Origin of the sequence: uncultured Bifidobacterium sp. (assembly GCF_949292005.1) — a bacterium.
Lineage (GTDB): Bacteria > Actinomycetota > Actinomycetes > Actinomycetales > Bifidobacteriaceae > Bifidobacterium.
Genome location: NZ_CASEXV010000051.1, coordinates 22860 through 42392, shown reverse-complemented (window position 1 = coordinate 42392; position 19533 = coordinate 22860). Strand labels below are relative to the sequence as shown.

At 61.2% G+C, this 19533-nt stretch carries 14 protein-coding genes and 1 pseudogene; 6 read left to right on the top strand and 9 right to left on the bottom strand.

The features are described from left to right. Together Q1X90_RS03740 and tal are read left to right on the top strand one after the other, a co-directional pair. On the top strand, positions 1 to 501 hold a 501-nt coding region (locus Q1X90_RS03740), incomplete at its 5' end, for a transketolase C-terminal domain-containing protein (RefSeq protein ID WP_300766660.1). Between the two features lie 93 nt (positions 502 to 594). Next, entirely contained in the window at positions 595 to 1698 is a 1104-nt protein-coding gene (tal, locus tag Q1X90_RS03735; RefSeq protein WP_300766658.1) for a transaldolase, read from the top strand. A 273-nt stretch (positions 1699 to 1971) separates the two neighbouring features. Here tal and Q1X90_RS03730 read toward each other — a convergent pair whose 3' ends face one another. From Q1X90_RS03730 to uvrA, 9 genes and pseudogenes are all read right to left on the bottom strand, one after another. Next, positions 1972 to 2811 carry an HAD family hydrolase gene (locus tag Q1X90_RS03730; protein WP_300766674.1) on the bottom strand — a complete coding sequence of 280 codons (840 nt, stop codon included), beginning with the start codon at positions 2809 to 2811 and terminating at the stop codon, positions 1972 to 1974. 61 nt (positions 2812 to 2872) lie between these two features. Continuing rightward, positions 2873 to 3121, bottom strand: a complete 249-nt coding sequence (gene secG / locus Q1X90_RS03725) for a preprotein translocase subunit SecG (RefSeq protein WP_300766672.1) — start codon at positions 3119 to 3121, stop codon at positions 2873 to 2875. 65 nt (positions 3122 to 3186) lie between these two features. Further along, complete coding sequence (tpiA, locus tag Q1X90_RS03720) at positions 3187 to 3996, bottom strand: triose-phosphate isomerase (protein WP_300766670.1); 810 nt, start codon at positions 3994 to 3996, stop codon at positions 3187 to 3189. 172 nt (positions 3997 to 4168) lie between these two features. Continuing rightward, positions 4169 to 5374 (bottom strand): phosphoglycerate kinase, encoded by a 1206-nt coding sequence (locus Q1X90_RS03715; protein ID WP_300766656.1) that lies wholly within the window; start codon positions 5372 to 5374, stop codon positions 4169 to 4171. Between the two features lie 128 nt (positions 5375 to 5502). Next, entirely contained in the window at positions 5503 to 6450 is a 948-nt protein-coding gene (whiA, locus tag Q1X90_RS03710) for a DNA-binding protein WhiA (RefSeq protein WP_300766653.1), read from the bottom strand. 133 nt (positions 6451 to 6583) lie between these two features. Beyond that, positions 6584 to 7453, bottom strand: a pseudogene (gene rapZ / locus Q1X90_RS03705) (RNase adapter RapZ); the annotation flags it as partial. A 107-nt stretch (positions 7454 to 7560) separates the two neighbouring features. Beyond that, entirely contained in the window at positions 7561 to 8547 is a 987-nt protein-coding gene (locus Q1X90_RS03700) for a shikimate dehydrogenase (protein WP_300766649.1), read from the bottom strand. Then, on the bottom strand, positions 8544 to 10817 hold the full coding sequence (gene uvrC / locus Q1X90_RS03695; RefSeq protein WP_300766647.1) for an excinuclease ABC subunit UvrC: 2274 nt from the start codon (positions 10815 to 10817) through the stop codon (positions 8544 to 8546). Before uvrC ends, Q1X90_RS03700 begins: the two co-directional genes overlap by 4 nt. Further along, positions 10814 to 13771, bottom strand: a complete 2958-nt coding sequence (uvrA, locus tag Q1X90_RS03690) for an excinuclease ABC subunit UvrA (RefSeq protein WP_300766668.1) — start codon at positions 13769 to 13771, stop codon at positions 10814 to 10816. The genes uvrC and uvrA overlap by 4 nt, the downstream gene beginning before the upstream one ends. Positions 13772 to 14073: 302 nt before the next feature. Here uvrA and Q1X90_RS03685 point away from each other — a divergent pair, with 302 nt between their 5' ends. The 4 genes from Q1X90_RS03685 to Q1X90_RS03670 all read left to right on the top strand — a co-directional run bounded on the left by Q1X90_RS03685 (position 14074) and on the right by Q1X90_RS03670 (position 19459). Then, on the top strand, positions 14074 to 15675 hold the full coding sequence (locus tag Q1X90_RS03685; protein WP_300766645.1) for an ABC-F family ATP-binding cassette domain-containing protein: 1602 nt from the start codon (positions 14074 to 14076) through the stop codon (positions 15673 to 15675). Between the two features lie 149 nt (positions 15676 to 15824). Continuing rightward, entirely contained in the window at positions 15825 to 17735 is a 1911-nt protein-coding gene (locus tag Q1X90_RS03680) for a bifunctional ADP-dependent NAD(P)H-hydrate dehydratase/NAD(P)H-hydrate epimerase (RefSeq protein WP_300766643.1), read from the top strand. A gap of 65 nt (positions 17736 to 17800) precedes the next feature. After that, positions 17801 to 18481 carry an HAD family phosphatase gene (locus tag Q1X90_RS03675; protein WP_300766642.1) on the top strand — a complete coding sequence of 227 codons (681 nt, stop codon included), beginning with the start codon at positions 17801 to 17803 and terminating at the stop codon, positions 18479 to 18481. Positions 18482 to 18535: 54 nt separating this feature from the next. Beyond that, complete coding sequence (locus Q1X90_RS03670) at positions 18536 to 19459, top strand: LysR family transcriptional regulator (RefSeq protein WP_300766640.1); 924 nt, start codon at positions 18536 to 18538, stop codon at positions 19457 to 19459. Positions 19460 to 19533: the final 74 nt, after the last annotated feature.

Genomic DNA, 19533 nt, shown 5'->3' with positions numbered 1-19533 from the left:
TTCTTCGAGAAGAAGAACACGCTTCCCACGGCCATGATCCTCACTCGTCAGGGTGTGCCCACTCTCGCCGAGACCGCACAGAAGGCGCGTGAGGGTGTTCGCAAGGGTGCCTATGTGCTTGTCGACACCGAGGGAACCCCGGATGTCATCCTCATGGCCACCGGCTCCGAGGTTCAGTGGGCTGTCGAGGCCGCGAAGACCCTGTCCGCTGACGGAGTGAAGGCCCGTGTGGTCTCCATGCCGTCGATGGAGTGGTTTGAGGAGCAGGACGCCGAGTACAAGGACGAGATTCTTCCACGTTCGGTCAAGGCGCGTGTCTCGGTCGAGGCCGGTCTGGCGATGCCGTGGTACAAGTACCTTGGAGATTACGGCAAGGCCGTGTCCATCGAGCAGTACGGACTTCAGGGGGATGGCGCGCAGAACATGATTGATCTGGGCATCACAGCCGAGCATGTCGTCGAGGCGGCCAAGGCCTCCATCGAGGACGTCAAGGCGAACTGAGTCTTTCATCGCCGGGCGCGGCCGGAACCATGGCGCGCGCCCGGCATCATGAAGTGTTCCATATCCATGGATCTATAAGGAGAAACAGCAACAATGACAGCAGCAACGCAGCGCACGAGCGATTCCGGAGTCTCCATCTGGCTTGACGATCTGTCCCGCACGCGCATCGAGTCCGGCTCGCTTCAGGATCTCATCGCCAACAAGAACGTCGTTGGTGTCACCACCAACCCCTCGATCTTCCAGAAGGCGCTCAGCCAGGTTGGACCCTACGACGCGCAGCTCAAGGAGCTCGGCAAGGTCGATGTCGAGACCGCCGTCCGCGAGCTCACCACAACCGATGTTCGCAACGCCACCGACATCTTCCGCGAGGTCGCCGAGAAAAGCGACTTCGTGGACGGTCGCGTGTCTATCGAGGTCGATCCCCGTCTCGCCCACGATACCGAGGGCACCAAGAAGCAGGCTGTGGAGCTGTGGGAAAAGGTCGATCGTCCCAACGCCATGATTAAGATTCCGGCGACTCTTGAGGGTCTGCCCGCGATTACCGCTACCCTGTCTAAGGGCATTTCGGTGAACGTCACCCTGATTTTCTCCCTTGAGCGCTATGAGCAGGTCATGGATGCCTTCATCGAGGGAATCGCCCAGGCCGACGTCAATGGCCACGATCTCAAGCACATTGGATCCGTCGCGTCCTTCTTCGTGTCCCGTGTGGACACCGCCGTCGACAAGCTTCTCGAGGCGAACGGCTCCGACGAGGCCAAGGCCCTCGAAGGCAAGGCCGCCGTCGCTAATGCGCGTCTGGCGTATGAGCTCTTCGAGAAGAAGTTCGCATCCGATCCGCGCTGGGCCGCGCTCGAGGCCAAGGGCGCCAAGAAGCAGCGTCCGCTGTGGGCCTCCACCGGCACCAAGAACGCCGCCTACTCCGACTGCAAGTATGTGGACGAACTCGTCGCGCCCTTCGTCGTGAACACGATGCCCGAGAAGACGCTGAACGCTCTGGCCGATCACGGTGACGGTGCTCCGTCCATCAAGGGAACCTACGAGGAGAGCAAAGCCGTCATGGACAAGCTCACCGAGCTGGGAATCAGCATCAAGGATGTCACCGACAAGCTTGAAGCCGATGGCGTCGCAGCGTTCATCAAGTCCTGGGATTCGGTGCTTTCCGATACTCAGGCCGGAATCGACCGTGTGAACGGCTGATTTGCTGAGGGAACGGTTTATGGCAACTGATGCGATGTGCCATAAACCGTTCCCTTGTCGAATTTTCGTAAGGGTTGCCGAGAGTCTATAGAAGCGATACCGAAGCGATACAAGAGTTTCGTGAATATCCTTACGGATTGTGGGGGTGGCCACACCGCGTAAAGCGGTCAGCGGCCATCCCCACATCGTTTATGCGCATCGCCTATGTCGTGCGCGGGTCTTTCCGCCAAGTCCACGCTCTCAGATCCACATTTACTGGGTCCGCGGAGGCGGCTATGGAATGAAGGTGTTCATCCACCATGCGACACCATCGTCGTTGTTGGATGGACACACCTCATCGGCCACGGTCAGCACCTGCGGTGCGGCATTGGCCACGGCCACGCCCCATCCCGAAGCACGAAGCATGGCGATATCTATCAGATCGTCGCCGAATGTGGCGGTTCTGTCGATGCCGACAGAAAAATGCCGGCACAACGTGTGAAGGGAGTCGGCCTTGTTCGCGCGCGGCTCCATCAGCATCCACATGGTTCCTTCGGAGATGCCTATTGAGAAGTCGTCTGGTATCAGCCTGCGAAGTCTGGAGGCATGCTCAGGCAGTGGGAAGATGATGATTTTGTCGGCCATGCCTTCAGGAACATCGGTGAAATCCGTGTAACGAAAGACCTGTGTCTTCCAATACACCGAGACGTCAAAGTTCGTGTAGCGCACATCATTCATCACCAGACCAATGCGAAGTCCGGGAATCTCATGGAGAAGCATGCGACATACTTCGCATCCACGCGAGGAGGGGAAACCAACGGTGATGATGTGCCCATCCTGAGGTGATAGACCCGAGATCAGCATGGCGCTGTCCGACAAGGACGGATTGAGGTCGATCAGGGCGCCATTGAGATACACGCAGGCATCAGGACGAAGTGCCTCCATCAAGGAATACCCCGTGCTGACGGGACGGGCGGTGGACACTGCGAACAACACTCCCCGATCCCTCATGCGGCGCACGGCGTCGATGGACTCCTGCGTGATGAAACGTTCCTCAAAAGTGGGAGCATCATGAAGAAGCGTGCCGTCAAGATCGGCGACCACCATAAGTGGCGGATCCTGACGGCACGCCATGGACGTTCCGGGAGCGTACACGCCTCCGGAGGCTGACACGTGTGGCACGTCTACAGAGTGATCAGATCAGATTGAATTTGGTCATAAGGCCCAGCGCGATGATAATCGACACCCAGATGAGGGCGATGATCACCGTCCAACGGTTCAGATTCTTCTCCGCGACGCCTGACGTTCCCGCGTTCTGGGTCAAACCGCCACCGAACATATCGGACAGGCCGCCGCCCTTCCCCCGGTGCATAAGAATCAAAAGCGTGAGCAGGATGCTGGCCAGAACAAGGATAATCTGCAGAACAAGCTTGACGACTTCGATAGGGGACACGGATAACCTCCAACTAGATGTATGTGATAAGAATAGCGCACGATACGGTACAAATCTCAGTGGCGACCCAAACGACGAACGAATTTCTCCGTTATACGCGCGATTGATGCGAACTCGTCGACGTCCAGAGACGCTCCCCCGACAAGAAAGCCGTCGATGTCGGGCTGTTCGATGAGCTGGGCGGCGTTTCTCGACGTGACGGAACCACCATACAGAATTCGAACCGCGGCGGACACAGAATCATCAAAGGCCGACCGGATGTTCTCGCGCATGGCTCCTGCCGCCTCCTGCGCGGATTCCGGAGTTGCGACCATGCCGGTGCCGATGGCCCAGACGGGTTCATAGGCGATGAGGATATTGGAGGTCTGTTCGTCGGACAGGTCGCGCGTCACGTCGGTGACCTGTCCGACGGCGAAGTCGAGTGCTATCCCCTGCCGACGCTCCTCGAAGCTTTCGCCCACGCACAGTATGGGGTGCATGCCCGCGGCCAGAACGGCCCGGACCTGATCGACGATATTCGCGTCGTCCTCGGGATGGTATTTCCTGCGTTCGGAGTGTCCGACGATCACATACTCGCAGCCGAGGCGGGCCAGCATGTCGGCGGACACGTCGCCCGTGAATGCGCCCTGTGTCGTTACCGACACGGATTGCGCCCCGTAGCTCAGCGGAAGATGGTCGGCCTCGACGAGAACCTGCACGCTGCGCAGGGATGTGAACGAAGGCATGATTGAGATCTCGCAGCGATGACTGTCAAAATGCGAGTCGCGCAGTGTCCAGGCGAGCTTCTGGATGAAATAGGTGGCCTCCAGATGGTCGAAGTTCATCTTCCAGTTGCCGGCTACCAAAGGCAGACGTTCCGGCGGCATCGTTCCCCCCATCGTCATCCTTCATCCGTCGATCCGCAATCCCCGCCACGGTGCTGATGGGCGGTTCCGGCGATAGCGTCGGTGTCCACAGCGGTGATGGAATGGGAGGACACGCAATCCACGGCAAATAGCCGGAATCCCGTGTCCTCGCGTGTTTGGCTCTTTGTGGGAATCAGTTCAGGACCTCAAGCCCGGGAAGGGCCTTGCCCTCAAGGAACTCCAAGGACGCTCCGCCACCTGTGGAGATGTGCGAGAAGCCATCCTCTGGGAATCCGAGATTGCGGACGGCCGAGGCGGAGTCACCACCGCCGACGATGGTGAAGGCACCCTTGGCGGTGGCGTCAACGAGCGCCTGGGCCACGGCACGCGTACCATCGGCGAACTGCGGCACTTCGAACACGCCCATGGGACCGTTCCAGACAACCGTCTTCGAGTCCACTATCGCATCGTGGAAGGCGGCGGCAGATTTGGGCCCGATGTCAAGACCCATCCTGTCGGCGGGAATGGCGTCCGCGGGGACAACCTGGGGGTCGATGGGGGTGTCGCCCGCCGGGAAGCCGGCGTTGACAACGATGTCCGTCGGCAGGATGAGCTCGACGCCCTTCTCCTTGGCCGTCTCGATGTAGCCCTTGACCTTCTCCAGCTGATCCTCCTCCAGCAGGGACGTGCCAACCCCGTATCCCTTGGCTTTCAGGAAGGTGAAGACCATGCCGCCGCCTATCACCAGACGGTTCGCTTTGCCCAGCAGGTTCTCGATCACTCCGAGCTTGTCCGACACCTTCGATCCTCCGAGGACGACGGTGAGTGGGCGATCGGGATCCACGGTCGCGTGAGAGAGCGCCTTGACCTCCTTCTCCACGAGAAGACCGGCGGCTGAAGGAAGGTCCGCAGCGACATCGTAGTTGGAGCCCTGCGCGCGGTGAACCACGCCGAAGCCGTCCGACACGAAGACATCACCCAAAGCCGCAATCTTCTTCGCGTACGCGGCGCGCTCCTGCGGATCCTTGCTTGTCTCCTCCGGGTTGAAGCGCACATTCTGCAGAAGAACGACGTCTCCATCGGCCATGTTCGCGACCTTCGCCTGCGCGTCTTCGCCGTAGGTGTCGGCTGCGAGGGGAACCGTCACTCCCAGAAGCTCGCCGAGCCGCGTGGCCACGGGCGCGAGGGAGAGCTCGGGAACGACCTTGCCCTTGGGGCGGCCCAGATGGGCCATAAGAATCACCTTGGCGCCATCGGCGCGCAGGGCCTTGATGGTGGGCAGAGCGGCCTTTATGCGGCCATCGTCCGTGATGGTCTCGCCATCAAGCGGAACGTTGAAATCAGCGCGGACAAGGACGCGCTTCCCCTTGAGATCTCCAAGATCCTTGAGTGTCTTCATGACTATCCTTTCCTAACCACGGTCCGTCGTGGTGATCCGGCCGCGGGAAGAGTATGGCGTAAAACACACCACTAGTAACGATACAGGAATCAGTGAACATCTGGGGTCCGGGAAACCGGTTCCGACGTTCAGTCCCTGCCTTGGCTTTTCGCCATTTTGTCTGCGAGTTGAAGCAGCCTTCTAATCCGACCGGCGATCGCGTCCTTTGTGATCGGTGGGTTGGCGCGCCGCCCCAGCTCCTCGAGACTCGCCTCCGGATGATCGAGACGCAGCTGCCCCGCTGCCCGGAGATTGTCGGGAACATCGTCTCCAAGCACTTCGAAGGCGCGGTGGACCTTCGCAATGGCCTCGGCTGCCGCCTTGGCGCTCCGGCGCATATTCGCATCGTCGAAGTTCGCAAGACGGTTGGTCTTGACGCGTGGCTCGCTGTCGGAGCGTTTTCCTGTCCATTCCCGGGCCGACTTGTGCGCTCCCATCAAATTGAGCATGCGTTCGATGGCATCGGCGTCCCGCATGGTGACGCGTTCAGAGCTACGCACCTTGCGCGCCTTCGCGGTTGTGATGCCTAGACGCCTTGCCGCTTCCTCCAAGGCCAGAGCGGCCTCGTGAGAAGGGCAGACAACCTCGAGGAAGCCCGTCTCCCCTGGTTCTGAGATGAATCCGCGTGCGAGGAAGGCGCCTCTCCACGCGGCCTTGACCTGAGCGATGTTTCCCGTCACGATCTCGGGAGGCAGACCTTTGACCACATGCATTCGCCTGTCAAGAAGACCCGCCTGAAGCGCAAGGGCCGTCGCTCCGCGTTCGACGAGAACATCGTAGCGACGAACATGTCCCATGGGTGTCGGTCGCAGGGTCTGGGTGATGACGGCCTGACGATGGAAGTGGGTCGAGATGGTCCGCTGAAGCCATCGCGACGCGTCCATGGAATCAAGCTGGGCCCGAATCACCGCCTGATTGTTGACGGGCCTGAGCCCTCCGCCGAACCGCATCATCGTGGCCGCCTGGGCCATGATGGCCACGGGAAGGTCGTTGTCTATCGCGGCGAGTTCGCTTTTGACATCATCCAGTAGTGCCAAGAGCACCCTCCTGTTTCCCATACTTCCTTGAATTGGATGACCGGGTGTTCCCGTTCATGCCACGGCATTCTGTGATACCGAACGTTGTGGACAACTCCATCGTCGATGCCCGCCAGCGTGACGCTCCGATAGTCTAATCGTGTCCGCGCCGACGCAACTCCCGTGCGGACACCGTGACCGAGAGGCCATGCGACCGCAGTCGCCGCGCGAGATCCTCGCTCATCGCGACGGAACGGTGCTGACCACCCGTGCAGCCCACCGCTATCGTCACGAAATGCTTGTCCTCCCGGGCGTAGCCTTCGATCGCGACCATGATACTGCGCTCGAAGGAGTCCAGGAAGTCCCCCGCACCCTCGCTTGCAAGCACGTAGTCGCGAACAGGAGCGTCCCTCCCCGTTAGATCTCGCAGTTCGGGAATCCAGAAGGGGTTGGGAAGGAAGCGGACATCCGCGACGAAATCGGCGTCAAGGGGAATGCCGTATTTGAATCCGAAGCTGAAGATGTGGACAGTCACGGTCGACGGCCCTGATCCCAGAAGCGCCTCGTAGAGTTTGGTCGACAATTGGTGGATGCTCAGCGAGGATGTGTCGATCACAGTGTTGGCGTGCTCCTTCAGGCTGGTGAGTAGCTCGCGTTCCTCGCGTATGCCGTCGATGAGTCTGTTTCCATGTTGGAGGGGATGCGGTCGACGGACGGATTCATACCGCTTGATAAGAACCGAATCGGAGGCGTCCAGGAACAGTATGCGCGTTTTGACGTCCAAATCATCGAGATGACTCAACACGGCGGACAGATCGTTGAAGTAGCTTCGAGACCTCACGTCGATGACAGCCGCGAGACGATGAACCTTGGAACCCGAGGACGTCATCATATCGACCAGTGGGATGAGAAGCTTGGGGGGAAGATTGTCGACGACGTACCAGCCCATATCCTCGATGCAGTCCGCCGCGCGCGACCTCCCAGCGCCGCTCATTCCCGTGATGAGAAGAACCTCGAAACCCTCATGATCCGTCTCCTTCGGGGTCGGCGCCGCGGTTGGGCCTCCGACGTGCGGGGATTCGAGACCTTCATGACCGGTGCCGGCACCGGTGACGGAATCATTGTCCATGCTCATGTCCTCATCCTCTTCTGATTCAGATCATCGCCGTCTTCGTGATCGTCTTTGGTGTGGCTGTTCTTCGCGGACAGCGCCGTGGTCAGAGCATCGTCCATCACGTGGCTCAAAGCTTCGATGTCGCACCCATCGACGACGTTTTTGCCCGCATCCGTCGATCCGACCATGAGGAGGACCTGCGCGACCGCCTGGCGCAACAGCATCCGATCACCGGATATCGGATTTCCCCCGCATTCGGACCACGCGCGTAACAGATCGCTGGGCATCGGATCGTAGACGACATCGAGCAGGGATCCGGTGACCCGTGGATTCGCGTCGCGCAGCCGTCCCGCGAGTGTGTCGGCGGCATGCGCGGGAAGGGTGCTGACGACGATATCCGAATCCGACAGTCGGTCGACAAGAGCATTGGTGGCACCCAATGGCATCTCGCGCAGGGAGCGAATCGCCGGAAGTGATGACGCGAGATCCGACATGGCGGTGTTGCGTCCCGGATGCCGTGCAGCCACGATGACATCGCCCTCGTCGGTCAGCTCGGATGCGGCCGCCAACGCCGACATCGCGGTGTTCCCGTTGCCGATGATCGTGACGGTGGACGGTTGTGGGAATGACGTGGCTCCGGAGTCCGTATGGCGGATGGGAAGCGATTGCCGAATCCCCTCCACATCCGTGTTGTACAGGGAGATCGAGCCATCATGTGCATCAAGGACCGCGGTGTTCGCGACCCTTAGACGAGCGGACCATTCGTCACGGCACAGGCCCTTCGCCAGTGCGGCTTTCTTCAAGGGCATCGTGAGACTGAGCCCGACCCAAGAGGAATCCAATGACCGCAGGAAATTGGGGAACCCATCCTCTTCGACGTCGATTCGGGTGTATTCCCAATCGTCAAGCCCCAAGGCTGCATAGGCGGCATTGTGGAGCACGGGCGAGAGCGAATGGGATATGGGATGCCCCAGCACGGCGCACCTATGCTTGATTGCCGTCATAGGTCCTCCTTCGTCTGCACCATCGTAGAACGCGGCATGGTCGATTCCGAGGGGTCGCGCGGGATTCCTCGCGAGATGTTCTGACGGGCGTCGGCAGCATGGCTCAATGCGTCGTGGATGCTCTGGGCGCGCGACCGGCCGATGCCTTTGACCGCTGTCAGCTCGTCGACGGAGGCCGCACGGATGGCTTTCACCGAGCCAAAGGCCCTCAGGAGACGGCGTTGCATGGCGGGGCCGATTCCGTCGATGCCGTCCAGGGCTGACCGCAGGGAGCCCTTTCTGCGGATGGACCGGTGGTAGGTGATGGCGAAGCGGTGTGATTCGTCACGAAGTCGTTGAAGCAGATACAGTCCCTGCGACTGGCGTGGAAGAATCACCGGGTAGTCGTCGTCGGGAAGCCAGACCTCTTCAAGTCTTTTGGACAGTCCGCAGACGGCCACATCATCCACGCCACGGTCCCGTATGGCCCTGAGCGCAGCGCGCGCCTGCCCCCGGGCTCCATCCACCACGACCAGATTGGGTTTGTACGCGAAACGGTGGCGCTCCGATCCCGCCACGCCGTCCTCGCTCTCTCCGGTGTCTCCGGCTATGTTTCCATGACGGAAGCGACGTGACAGCGTCTCGTAGAGCGCGTCGAGATCGTCAAGCCGTCCCTGGCCGTCCGGGCCATGTATCTCGAAACGTCGATAGAGGGAGGGTTTGGCCATTCCGTCCTCGAAAACGACCATGGACGCCACCTGATACGATCCGTCGATGGTGTTCGAGATGTCGTAGCATTCGATGCGCAAAGGCGCCCTGTCGAGTCCGAGCGCGGCGGCGACCTCGTTCATCGCCTCGGTCCTGGCCTCCAGATCCCCGATTCTGTTGAGCTTGCTTCTCTGAAGAGCTTGCCGGGCATTGTCGGTGGCGCGGTCCATAAGGCTTTTCTTGTCGCCTCTGCTGGCGACTCGCACCGTGACCGCCCCATGGCGCAGGTCGGAAAGCCAGGATTCGACTTCCGCCGACCGTGCGGGCTCGATGGGCACGATGACCTCGCGCGGAATCGGCGCAATCGGAGCCATCAGGTCCGCGCGTCCCGTCAGCCCCTGGAAAAGGTTGCGCTCCCGGGTGGCGCGCGCCCGGTCCATTCCATCGATGGCGGTGAGCCGTTGTGTGGGACCCACGGCATCGCGTTCCTCGGTGACGGCTATCGAGGGGGCGGCATTCGTTTCCGCCGCTTCACCTGTTTCCGCGGTTTCCACCGGATCGGAGCTGATGTCGCTGTAGATCTGCCACAGCATGTCGTGCATGAGCTCCTCGTCGGTGACATCCTCCACGCGCTCGACGCTCCAGTTGCGCTCCCCGCGGATTGTCCCGGCCCTGACAAAGAACGTGTGGACGGAGGCCTCCAACTCGTCGGAGGCGAAGCCAAAGACATCGGCGTCGACGGTGCTGTCGAAGGCTACGGCGTTCTTCTCGATCACGGTTTTGAGCATGCCTATCTCGTCACGCAGCCTCGCCGCGCGCTCAAAATCGAGTTCGTCGCTCGCCTGCCGCATATCGTCGGAAAGCCGGCTGAGATATCGACGGCTGAGATTGCCGTTGAGCACTCCAACCAGCGTGGAAACCATCTCGCGATGCTCGTCCAGGCTGATGGCGGAGACGCAGGGTGCCGAGCATTTTCCGATGGATGCCAGCAGACAGGGGCGCCCCGAGGCCTTGGCGCGGCGGAAAACCGAGTCGGAGCACGTACGGACCGGATACGTTTTCAGTAGGGCGTCAAGGCTGTGACGAAGCTCCCACACTTTGGCGTAGGGGCCGAAAAATCGCGTGTCACGCCTTTTGCGGCTCCGCGTGATCCACACGCGTGGAACCGGATCTCCCACAGAGACAGCGAGATACGGATACGTTTTGTCGTCGCGGAAGACCACGTTGAACCGTGGATCGAACTCCTTGATCCACGTGTATTCGAGCGTCAGGGCCTCGAGTTCCGTCCCGACGACGGTCCATTCGAGAGAGCGGGCCGTGAGGACCATCGTCTGCGTCCGGGGATGCATCTGCGCCAACGGCTGGAAATAGTTCGTCAGACGCTGCCGCAGGCTTTTCGCCTTGCCGACGTATATGACCCGCCCCTCGCCGTCACGCCACTTGTACACTCCTGGCGACGTCGGGATGTCGCTGGTTTTGGGACGGAAAAGATCCCGGGAGTCGCCGAGAAGAGGCGCCCCGTTGATGTTTGTCCCCGTCCGCCGCCAAACGTCGTCGGAGCGGGTCGCACCGTCTGCCGTCATGCCCGCGTCTTCCGCTTTCGTCTCCCGTTCCCTCCGGTGGAGGACTTGAGCAGCGGGCGGAGGAATCTTCCCGTCCAGCTCTGTTCGCATGTGGCGACATCCTCGGGAGCTCCCTCAGTGACCACGGTTCCGCCGCCGTCCCCGCCCTCGGGTCCCAGATCGATCAGCCAGTCGGCCGATTTGACCACGTCGAGGTTGTGCTCGATGACGATGACAGTATTCCCCTTGTCGACAAGGCCCTCAAGAACCAGAAGCAGTTTGCGGACATCCTCGAAATGCAGTCCTGTGGTGGGCTCGTCCAGGATGTACACGGTTTTCCCGGTGGATCGTCGCTGGAGCTCGGTGGCGAGTTTGACGCGCTGCGACTCCCCTCCCGACAATGTGGGTGCGGGCTGCCCCAGTCGGATATAGCCCAGCCCCACTTTGACCAGGGTGTCAAGGTAGCGCGATATCGATGGATATGACGCGAAGAATCGGGCGGCCTCCTCAATGGGCATGTCGAGGATGTCGGAGACCGTCTTCCCGTTGTAGGTCACCTCGAGGGTCTCGCGGTTGTAGCGCTTTCCATGACATGCCTCGCATTCCACATACACATCCGGAAGGAAGTTCATCTCGATTTTTATGGTGCCATCGCCATGGCAGCTTTCGCAGCGGCCTCCCTTGACGTTGAAGGAGAACCGTCCGGGACCGTAGCCGCGCACCTGGGCCTCGGGGGTTTTGGCGAAAAGCGTCCGGATCTTGTCCCAGACGCCGGTGTATGTGGCTGGGTTGGAGCGTGGAGTGCGCCCGATGGGGTTCTGGTCGACGTGGATGACCTTGTCGCACTGATCGACGCCCTCGACCCTTGTGTGTTTGCCGGGAACGATGCGGGCCCCGTTGAGTCTGTCGGCGAGAACGGGATAGAGGATCGAATTGACGAGAGTGGACTTTCCCGATCCTGAGACCCCGGTCACACAGGTGAGGACTCCGAGGGGGAAGTCCACGGTGATGTCCTGCAGATTGTTTTCTCGCGCACCCACGACCCGCAGGCGGGGATGCGTCTTGGCCACGCGGCGTCTGCGCGGCACCTCGATGGACCGTCTTCCGGCGAGATAGTCGCCGGTCACCGACCGCGAGGCCTGCGCTATCCATCTCGGGGGTCCCGAATAGACGACCTCTCCCCCATGCTCCCCCGCACCGGGACCGATATCGACCAGCCAATCCGCCTTTTCGATCGTCTCCTGGTCATGCTCCACGACGATCAGCGTGTTCCCTAGGTCACGGAGCCGGTGAAGCGTGGCGATCAGCCTCTCGTTGTCACGTTGATGGAGTCCTATGGACGGCTCGTCGAGAACGTACATGACCCCGACCAAACCCGATCCGATCTGCGTGGCGAGACGAATCCGCTGCGCCTCCCCTCCGGACAAGGTCTTCGCGGCACGGGACAGCGTCAGATAGCTCAGTCCCACATCGTTCAGGAAGCCCAGGCGGGCGCGTATCTCCTTCAGCACCTCGCCGGCTATCGTCGCGGCGGAGCCTTCGAGATGGAGCCCCCGCACCCATGCCAGGCTACTCTGCACCGGCATGTCGCAGACGTCGGCGATGGACGCGTCGCCCACGGTGACGGCGAGCACTTCGGGGCGGAGGCGTTTGCCTCCGCATGCCTGGCACGGGACCTCACGCATGTAGGATTCGTAGTACTGCTTCATCTGGTCGGAGTCCGTCTCGTCGTGCCGGCGCATCAGAGTGCGGACGACGCCTTCGAATCCCGTGGAATACTCGCGCAGCCGGCCCCAGCGGTTGCGGTAGGAGACTTTGATGGTGAAGTCGTGTCCGTACATGATCGCTCCACGCACGTCCTCGGGAAGGTCCTGCCACGGTGTGTCCAGATCGAAGTCCATATCGGCGGCGAGTCCTTCGAGGACGTGCCGGTAGTACTCGCCTGTGCCCTTGCCGATTCCCCACGGTTCGATCGCTCCCTCGTTCAGGGTCTTCGACAAATCGGGAATGACCAGTTCGGGGTCGATCTCGAGTTTGTAGCCGATTCCCGTGCATTCGGGGCAGGAGCCATAGGGCGCGTTGAAGGAGAAGGTGCGGGGTTCGATCTCGTCCAGTTCAAGAGGGTGTCCCTGCGGGCAGGAGCGGTGTTCGGAGAAAGGCCGTCGGCGCGCCGTGTCATGGATGTCGAGGTCGACGAGATCTGCGACCATCAGCCCATTCGACAGTCGCAGGGCCGTCTCGACCGAGTCAGTGAGACGTTGGCGTATTCCCGGGCGTATGACGAGTCTGTCGACGACGACGTCGATGGTGTGTTTGCGTTGCTTGACCAGAGTGATGTCGTCCGACAGTTCCCGCATCGTTCCGTCAATGACGGCGCGCGCGTAGCCGTCGCCGCGGAGCTGTTCGAGAAGATCAGAGAACTCACCCTTGCGACCACGGACAACGGGGGCGAGTATCTGGAAGCGTGTGCCCTCCGCCATGGACAGAAGCTCGTCGACCATCTGTTCAGGGCTCTGCGCCGCGATCGGCGATCCACACACCGGGCAATGGGGCGTTCCAACGCGCGCGAAAAGGAGGCGGAGATAATCGTAGACCTCGGTGATTGTGCCCACCGTAGACCGCGGATTCCTGTTCGTCGTCTTCTGATCGATGGAGACGGCAGGGCTCAAGCCCTCGATGAGGTCGACGGCCGGTTTGTCCATCTGCCCAAGGAACTGTCGCGCGTATGCGCTCAGGGATTCCACGTAGCGACGTTGGCCCTCGGCGAAAAGCGTGTCGAAGGCCAGGGAGGATTTCCCGGATCCCGACAGCCCGGTGAACACCACCATCCGATTTCGCGGGATCGTGAGGTCCACGTTTTTGAGATTATGCTCGCGTGCTCCCTGAACAATGATTTTCCGGTCATGGTCCATGTCCGATAGGTCGGCGATCAAAGTGCCGTCGCCCTTATGGAACACCACGTCCCCATCCGCCATGGTGGTCGCGCTGTCGTTGGCGTCGGTCCGGTTCCGCGGTCCGGATCCGGATGCCTCGTGGTTCCTTGCCCCATTGTTCTGTGACCCATTATGTGGGGCCGTTGCTGTGGTCATAAAGATGCCTGTCGTTCCTTCCGGATTCCCTGAGCGTTCCGTGTGCTCCCAGAGTATCGCACCATGCGCATCTTTCGAACACCTGTTCGATGTCGGTAAATCGATGTCGATTGAGGGGGGCCGCTATGATGGTCCGTTGGCCCGCCGATCGCGGGCATGGAGAGTGGACGAGGAATGAGGTTGCGCGCATGGCTATCGAGGGTAAGGGACTGGAGATCCGCATCGGAGCGCGGACGCTTCTGCATCCCACGGACTTCCATGTGTCGGCCGGAGACAAGATAGGCCTTGTGGGACGCAACGGAGCGGGCAAGACCACGCTCACCCGCGTCATCACCGGGGATCTCCTTCCCTCCGGTGGATCTGTCCGTGTATCCGGGAAGCTGGGATACCTGCCCCAGGACACGCATGCCTCCGATCCCACGCAGACCGCTCTTGACCGCATGATGAGCGCCCGCGACATCTCGTCCATCATCACGCGCATCCGCAAGGCGGAGACGGGTATGTCCGACCCCGACCCGGACGTCATGACGAAGGCCATGAACCGATACGACAAGGCCATGCAGGATTTCGAGAAGGCCGGAGGATACGCCGCTCAGTCGGAAGCCATAGCGATGTCCACAAGTCTGGGATTGCCGCAGGACGTCATGCAACGCTCTCTGGGAACGCTGTCGGGTGGGCAGCGCAGGCGCGTGGAGCTTGCCAGGATTCTGTTCTCCGATGCCGACACCTTGATTCTGGATGAGCCCACCAACCATTTGGACGCCGACTCGATCGAATGGCTCAGAGGCTATCTCAAACGGTTTTCGGGAGGGTTTCTCGTGATCTCCCATTCGACGGAGCTTCTCGACGAGGTGGTCAACAAGGTCTGGCATCTTGACGCCCAGCTGGGACGGATCGACATATATTCGCTGGGGTGGAAGGCGTATCTTCACCAGCGCGTCGTGGACGAGGAACGTCGTCGACGGGAGCGCGAGGTCGCGGAGAAGAAGGCCGACAGGCTCATGAAGCAGGGCATACGGCTCCATGCGAAGGCGACGAAGGCCGTGGCGGCCCAGAACATGATGCGCCGTGCGCAGCGTCTTCTTGAGGGGACGAGCGAGGCCGAGCGCGGCGAGAAGGTAGCCGACATTCGTTTCCCCGAACCGGCCCCATGCGGAAGGACACCCATCATGGCCACCGACCTGTCGAAGGCGTATGGGTCGACCATTGTGTTCGCGGGAATCAACCTCGCGATCGACAAGGGATCGCGCGTGGTGATTCTGGGAGAGAACGGCGCGGGCAAGACGACCACCCTGCGGATCCTCGCGGGTGAGGAGCATGCGGACACCGGCGATGTCGTGTATGGGCACGGCTGCAAAATCGGTTATTTCGCGCAGGAGCATGACACCTTGGACCTTGACGCGACCGTGTTGGAGAATCTCGTCCATGTGGCTCCCGACCTTGACGACACGCACGCGAGGTCGATACTCGGCAGCTTCCTGTTCTCCGGGGATGACGCGCTCAAGCCGGCCGGCGTGCTGTCCGGTGGGGAGAAGACGCGTCTCGCGCTCGCCACACTGGTGACGTCCCGGGCCAATGTGCTTCTTCTTGACGAGCCGACGAACAATCTCGACCCGGCGTCACGTGACGAGATCCTCAAGGCCATCTCCCGCTACGAGGGCGCCATAGTTCTGGTCACCCATGACGAGGGCGCCGTCCAGGCGCTCGATCCCGAGCGTGTCCTCCTGATGCCGGATGGTGATGAGGATCTGTGGAACGACGGGTACCTCGATCTGGTCGCCGAAGAATAGTCGCGTGATTGCGCGTGGCTCCCTCCTCCCCCGCGCGAGGGCCATACGATGGCCCGGGGTTTGCCTCACGGCCGATCATCGATGACAATCGATGTGATGCGCGTCCGTGCGATGCGCGTGGTCAACGGCTGAATCCGGGAGGGCATGCTATGGCGGACTGTTTGGATGACGACGATCTTCTCGGTTTCTCGAAAATCGAAAAGCCTTCTCCCGACGATGCCAGAACAAGGACTTTGCGCACCACGGCCTTCACATCGGCCGAGATACTCGACTCCCGTCGGCCGCTTCTGTATGGATCTCTGAATCTGGTGCGGAAGTCGGCGGCCGCCCTCGCGCGTGTCTGCGCCGGGGAGCTCGATTGCCGTGGGGTGTCCGTGGCCGGCGCCTCCATCATCGTTCTTGTGGGGGCGGGGGACAATGCCGACGTGGCTCTTCACGCGGGATCCATACTCGCCCGTGCCGGAGCCCATATTACGGCCATGATGATGTCGCCGTCCGCCCACGATGGTGCCATTCGGACGCTTCTTCGTTCCGGAGGACAGACATTGGAGGTGGACCCTCGGTGCAATCTTTCCATGATTGGGAACAAGGTGCGCATCGATGGCGCGAGACGACGGCTTGAGATCGCGGGGGATATTGTGGGCCACTCCGATATGGTCGTCGATGCGACGGCCGATATCGCCGCCTCGTCGCCCTCCGTGGAGGATCTGTCTCGAGTGGTGATCCAACTTGTGGAGAAGGCCCGGAATGGTGACGGACACGGGGCCGGGGCTGTTCCCGTGGTCATCTCCGTGGATGTTCCGGCTGGCGTCGATGCGGACACAGGCACAGTCTCCGGCGATTCCATCGCTTCCGACGTAACGGTCCCCATCGCCGGCATCACGCCATGTCTTCTGTTGCCTCCCGCATGCCATAGACGTGGAAGGCTTGTGCTTCTGGATATTGGGATGGATCCTTCCCGATGCCATCCTGTCGTGCAGCGAATGGATGGATGGAGCGCCTCGCGGATTCTCGCGGTTCCCGGTCCAAACGACATGAAGTATTCACGAGGCGTGGTGGGGCTGATAACGGGATCGCAGCGCTATCCGGGTGCGGCCGCGTTGTCGGTGTCCGCCGCCGCGCGTTCGGGATCGGGAATGGTGCGTTACCGAGGTCCGCGGCGGGCCGAGGATCTTGTCCTTCGCTCCACGCCCGAGGTCGTTCTTGGCTCGGGCCATGTGCAGGCGTGGGCGGTTGGATGCGGTGTCGATCCCGAGGATCATGACGACGAGTCCACCACGGCCGTACGCGTGCTTCTGGAGGGGTATGACGGCGTTACGGAGCGTACCTCGTCAACACCGCCGCTCTGCGCCGATGCCGGAGCCATAGCGCTTCTCCCCGCTCATGTGGTTCCACAGACGATCATCACCCCTCATGCGGGTGAGCTGTCAGCTCTTCTGACGCGTCTGGGACATGTGAGAAGCGTGGATGACATCGCGTCGGACCCGTGGTCGAACGCCCGCCTTGCGCATTCGATCACGGGAGCGACTGTTCTGCTCAAAGGCTCCATGACGATTGTGGTCGGAGGCGACCGTGACCATCCGCGCACAATCGTCTCCGGCAACGGTCCGGCATGGCTGTCGACGGCGGGATCCGGTGATGTTTTGGCGGGGATTATCGGATCGTTGCTTGCCCAGACATATGCGCGACTCGATGGTGAGCGGGCCCGCGGGATGACCGGATCCATGGATGCCGGGGAACGGACAGGTGCGGAGGGGCGGGCGAAGGATTGGGGGTGGCTTGTCGATGTGGTGGCCGCCGCCGCCTGGATCCATGGTTTTGCCGGACGGCTCGCCAGCGGATGTGGCATCAGCGCGGACGCCGATCCTCAGGTCATAGCGGCGTCCAAGCCCGAGACCGCCTCGGACGACGTCTACCAGCGCATAGCAGCCGATGCTGTTCGTCCTCGTCCGGCCGGACACCCTCTTGTCGCATCCGACATCGTGGGGCGGATTGAGCGTGTGATGGCGTTTCTGCTTGAGACACGGGATGCCGGCCCGAAGCGCCGCGTGCGGCGATAGACTCGGGGATGGCGTCGCGTCAGGCACGCGCCAACCGCGGTCACCCATCCATGGAGGTTTTCCACATGCCAGAACGCACGAGTTCGATCCCCCTCTCCGTCGAATCACGGTCACCTGCGGAGCCTTCGACGCCGACCGACGTGATATTCGATTTCTGTGGGGTCCTTCTTGACTGGCGCTGCGACGCGTGTCTGAGGGGGCATTGGCCCGATTCTTTGGTTGAGCGCATCTGCGCAGACGACGACCCCTACGGATTTTTCGAATATGAGGCACGGATGGACCAAGGCCAGCCGTACACGCGTGCTCTCGCCGATTACGCCATCGAGTACGGAGGCGACATGGCAAAGGTGTTCGACTACTACATCGCCCATTACGCCGATTCCCTGACTCGCATCGTACCGGGCATGGAGACGCTTCTGCGGGATTTGATCCACGCGGGCGTCGGAGTATGGGGCCTGACGAACTGGGCCAGTGAGACCTTCCCCGTCGCCTTCGAGAAGTTCCCCGTTCTGGAGACGCTTCTTCAGGGCACGGTGGTGTCCGGTCGGGAGCATGTGTTCAAACCCCATCGGAGCATCTACGACCTGACCGTGAATCGTTTCGGCCTGGCCCGGGAGAGGTGTCTGTTCTTCGACGACACCGTGAGGAACGTCGAAGGCGCCCGCGCGGCGGGATTGATGGCGCGTGTGTTCACCGACTCCGACTCCGCCCGGCTGGACCTTCGCGGTCTGGGTGTGGACGTGTGATCCCCCGTGGACGATGGGCCGCAGGTATCGTGCGCATGGCCTAGTCTTCTTCTTATGACACTGCTGCAGCTCAAGTACATCGTGAAGATCGTGGAATGCGGTTCCATGAACGAGGCCTCGCACGAGTTGTATATCTCCCAGCCGGCGCTGAGCTCATCCGTCAAGGAATTGGAGAACGAGCTGGGAATCGAGATATTCACGCGGTCCTCGCAGGGAATCACGCTTACCGTCGACGGAGCCGAGTTCATGACCTACGCCCGCCAGGTCCTCGACCAGGCGTCGCTTCTCGAGGACCGCTACAAGAGCTCACGGCCACGCAAGCAGCTCTGTGGAGTGTCCACGCAGCACTACATGTTCGCAGTGGAGGCGTTCGTCGAGATGATCAACTCCACCCATTCGGACGAGTACGAGTTCACCATCCGCGAGACCCGGACGCGGGACATCATCACCGATGTGGCGTCGATGCAGTCGGAGATCGGCATCATCTACCTGTCGGATTTCAACCGGGATGTCATCGGCAAGCTTCTGCGCGAGAAGCATCTTGAGTTCCACCCGTTGTTCAGAGCCGGGCTGCACGTCTTCATCTCCCGGGACAACCCCCTTGCGGGACGTCGCAAGGTGACGATGGAGGATCTTCGGCCGTATCCGTTCATCAAGTACGAGCAGGGCGAGCGTGGGAGCTTCTACTTCGCGGAGGAGGCCGTCTGGCCTGAGTACTCCCCCAAACAGATCAACGTCACCGACCGGGCCACGATCCTCAACTTCATCATCGGATTGAACGGCTACACGGTGTGCACGGGGATCGACAACGGCGATCTCAACAACGAGAAGATCGTCACCGTTCCCCTCGAATCCGATGAGACGATGCTCGTCGGGTGGATCAGCCACCAGCGCTCGCGTTTGTCGTCATCGGCACAGATGTATCTGGAGAAGCTTCGTGAGGTTCTGGTGGCGCACGGCTACGAGGTCATCGAGTAGGCGGGCTCTTCGAATACGTGGTCGAGTAGGTGCCCGCATCATGCTGTGACGCGGGCAGGACCAGTGACCTTCCC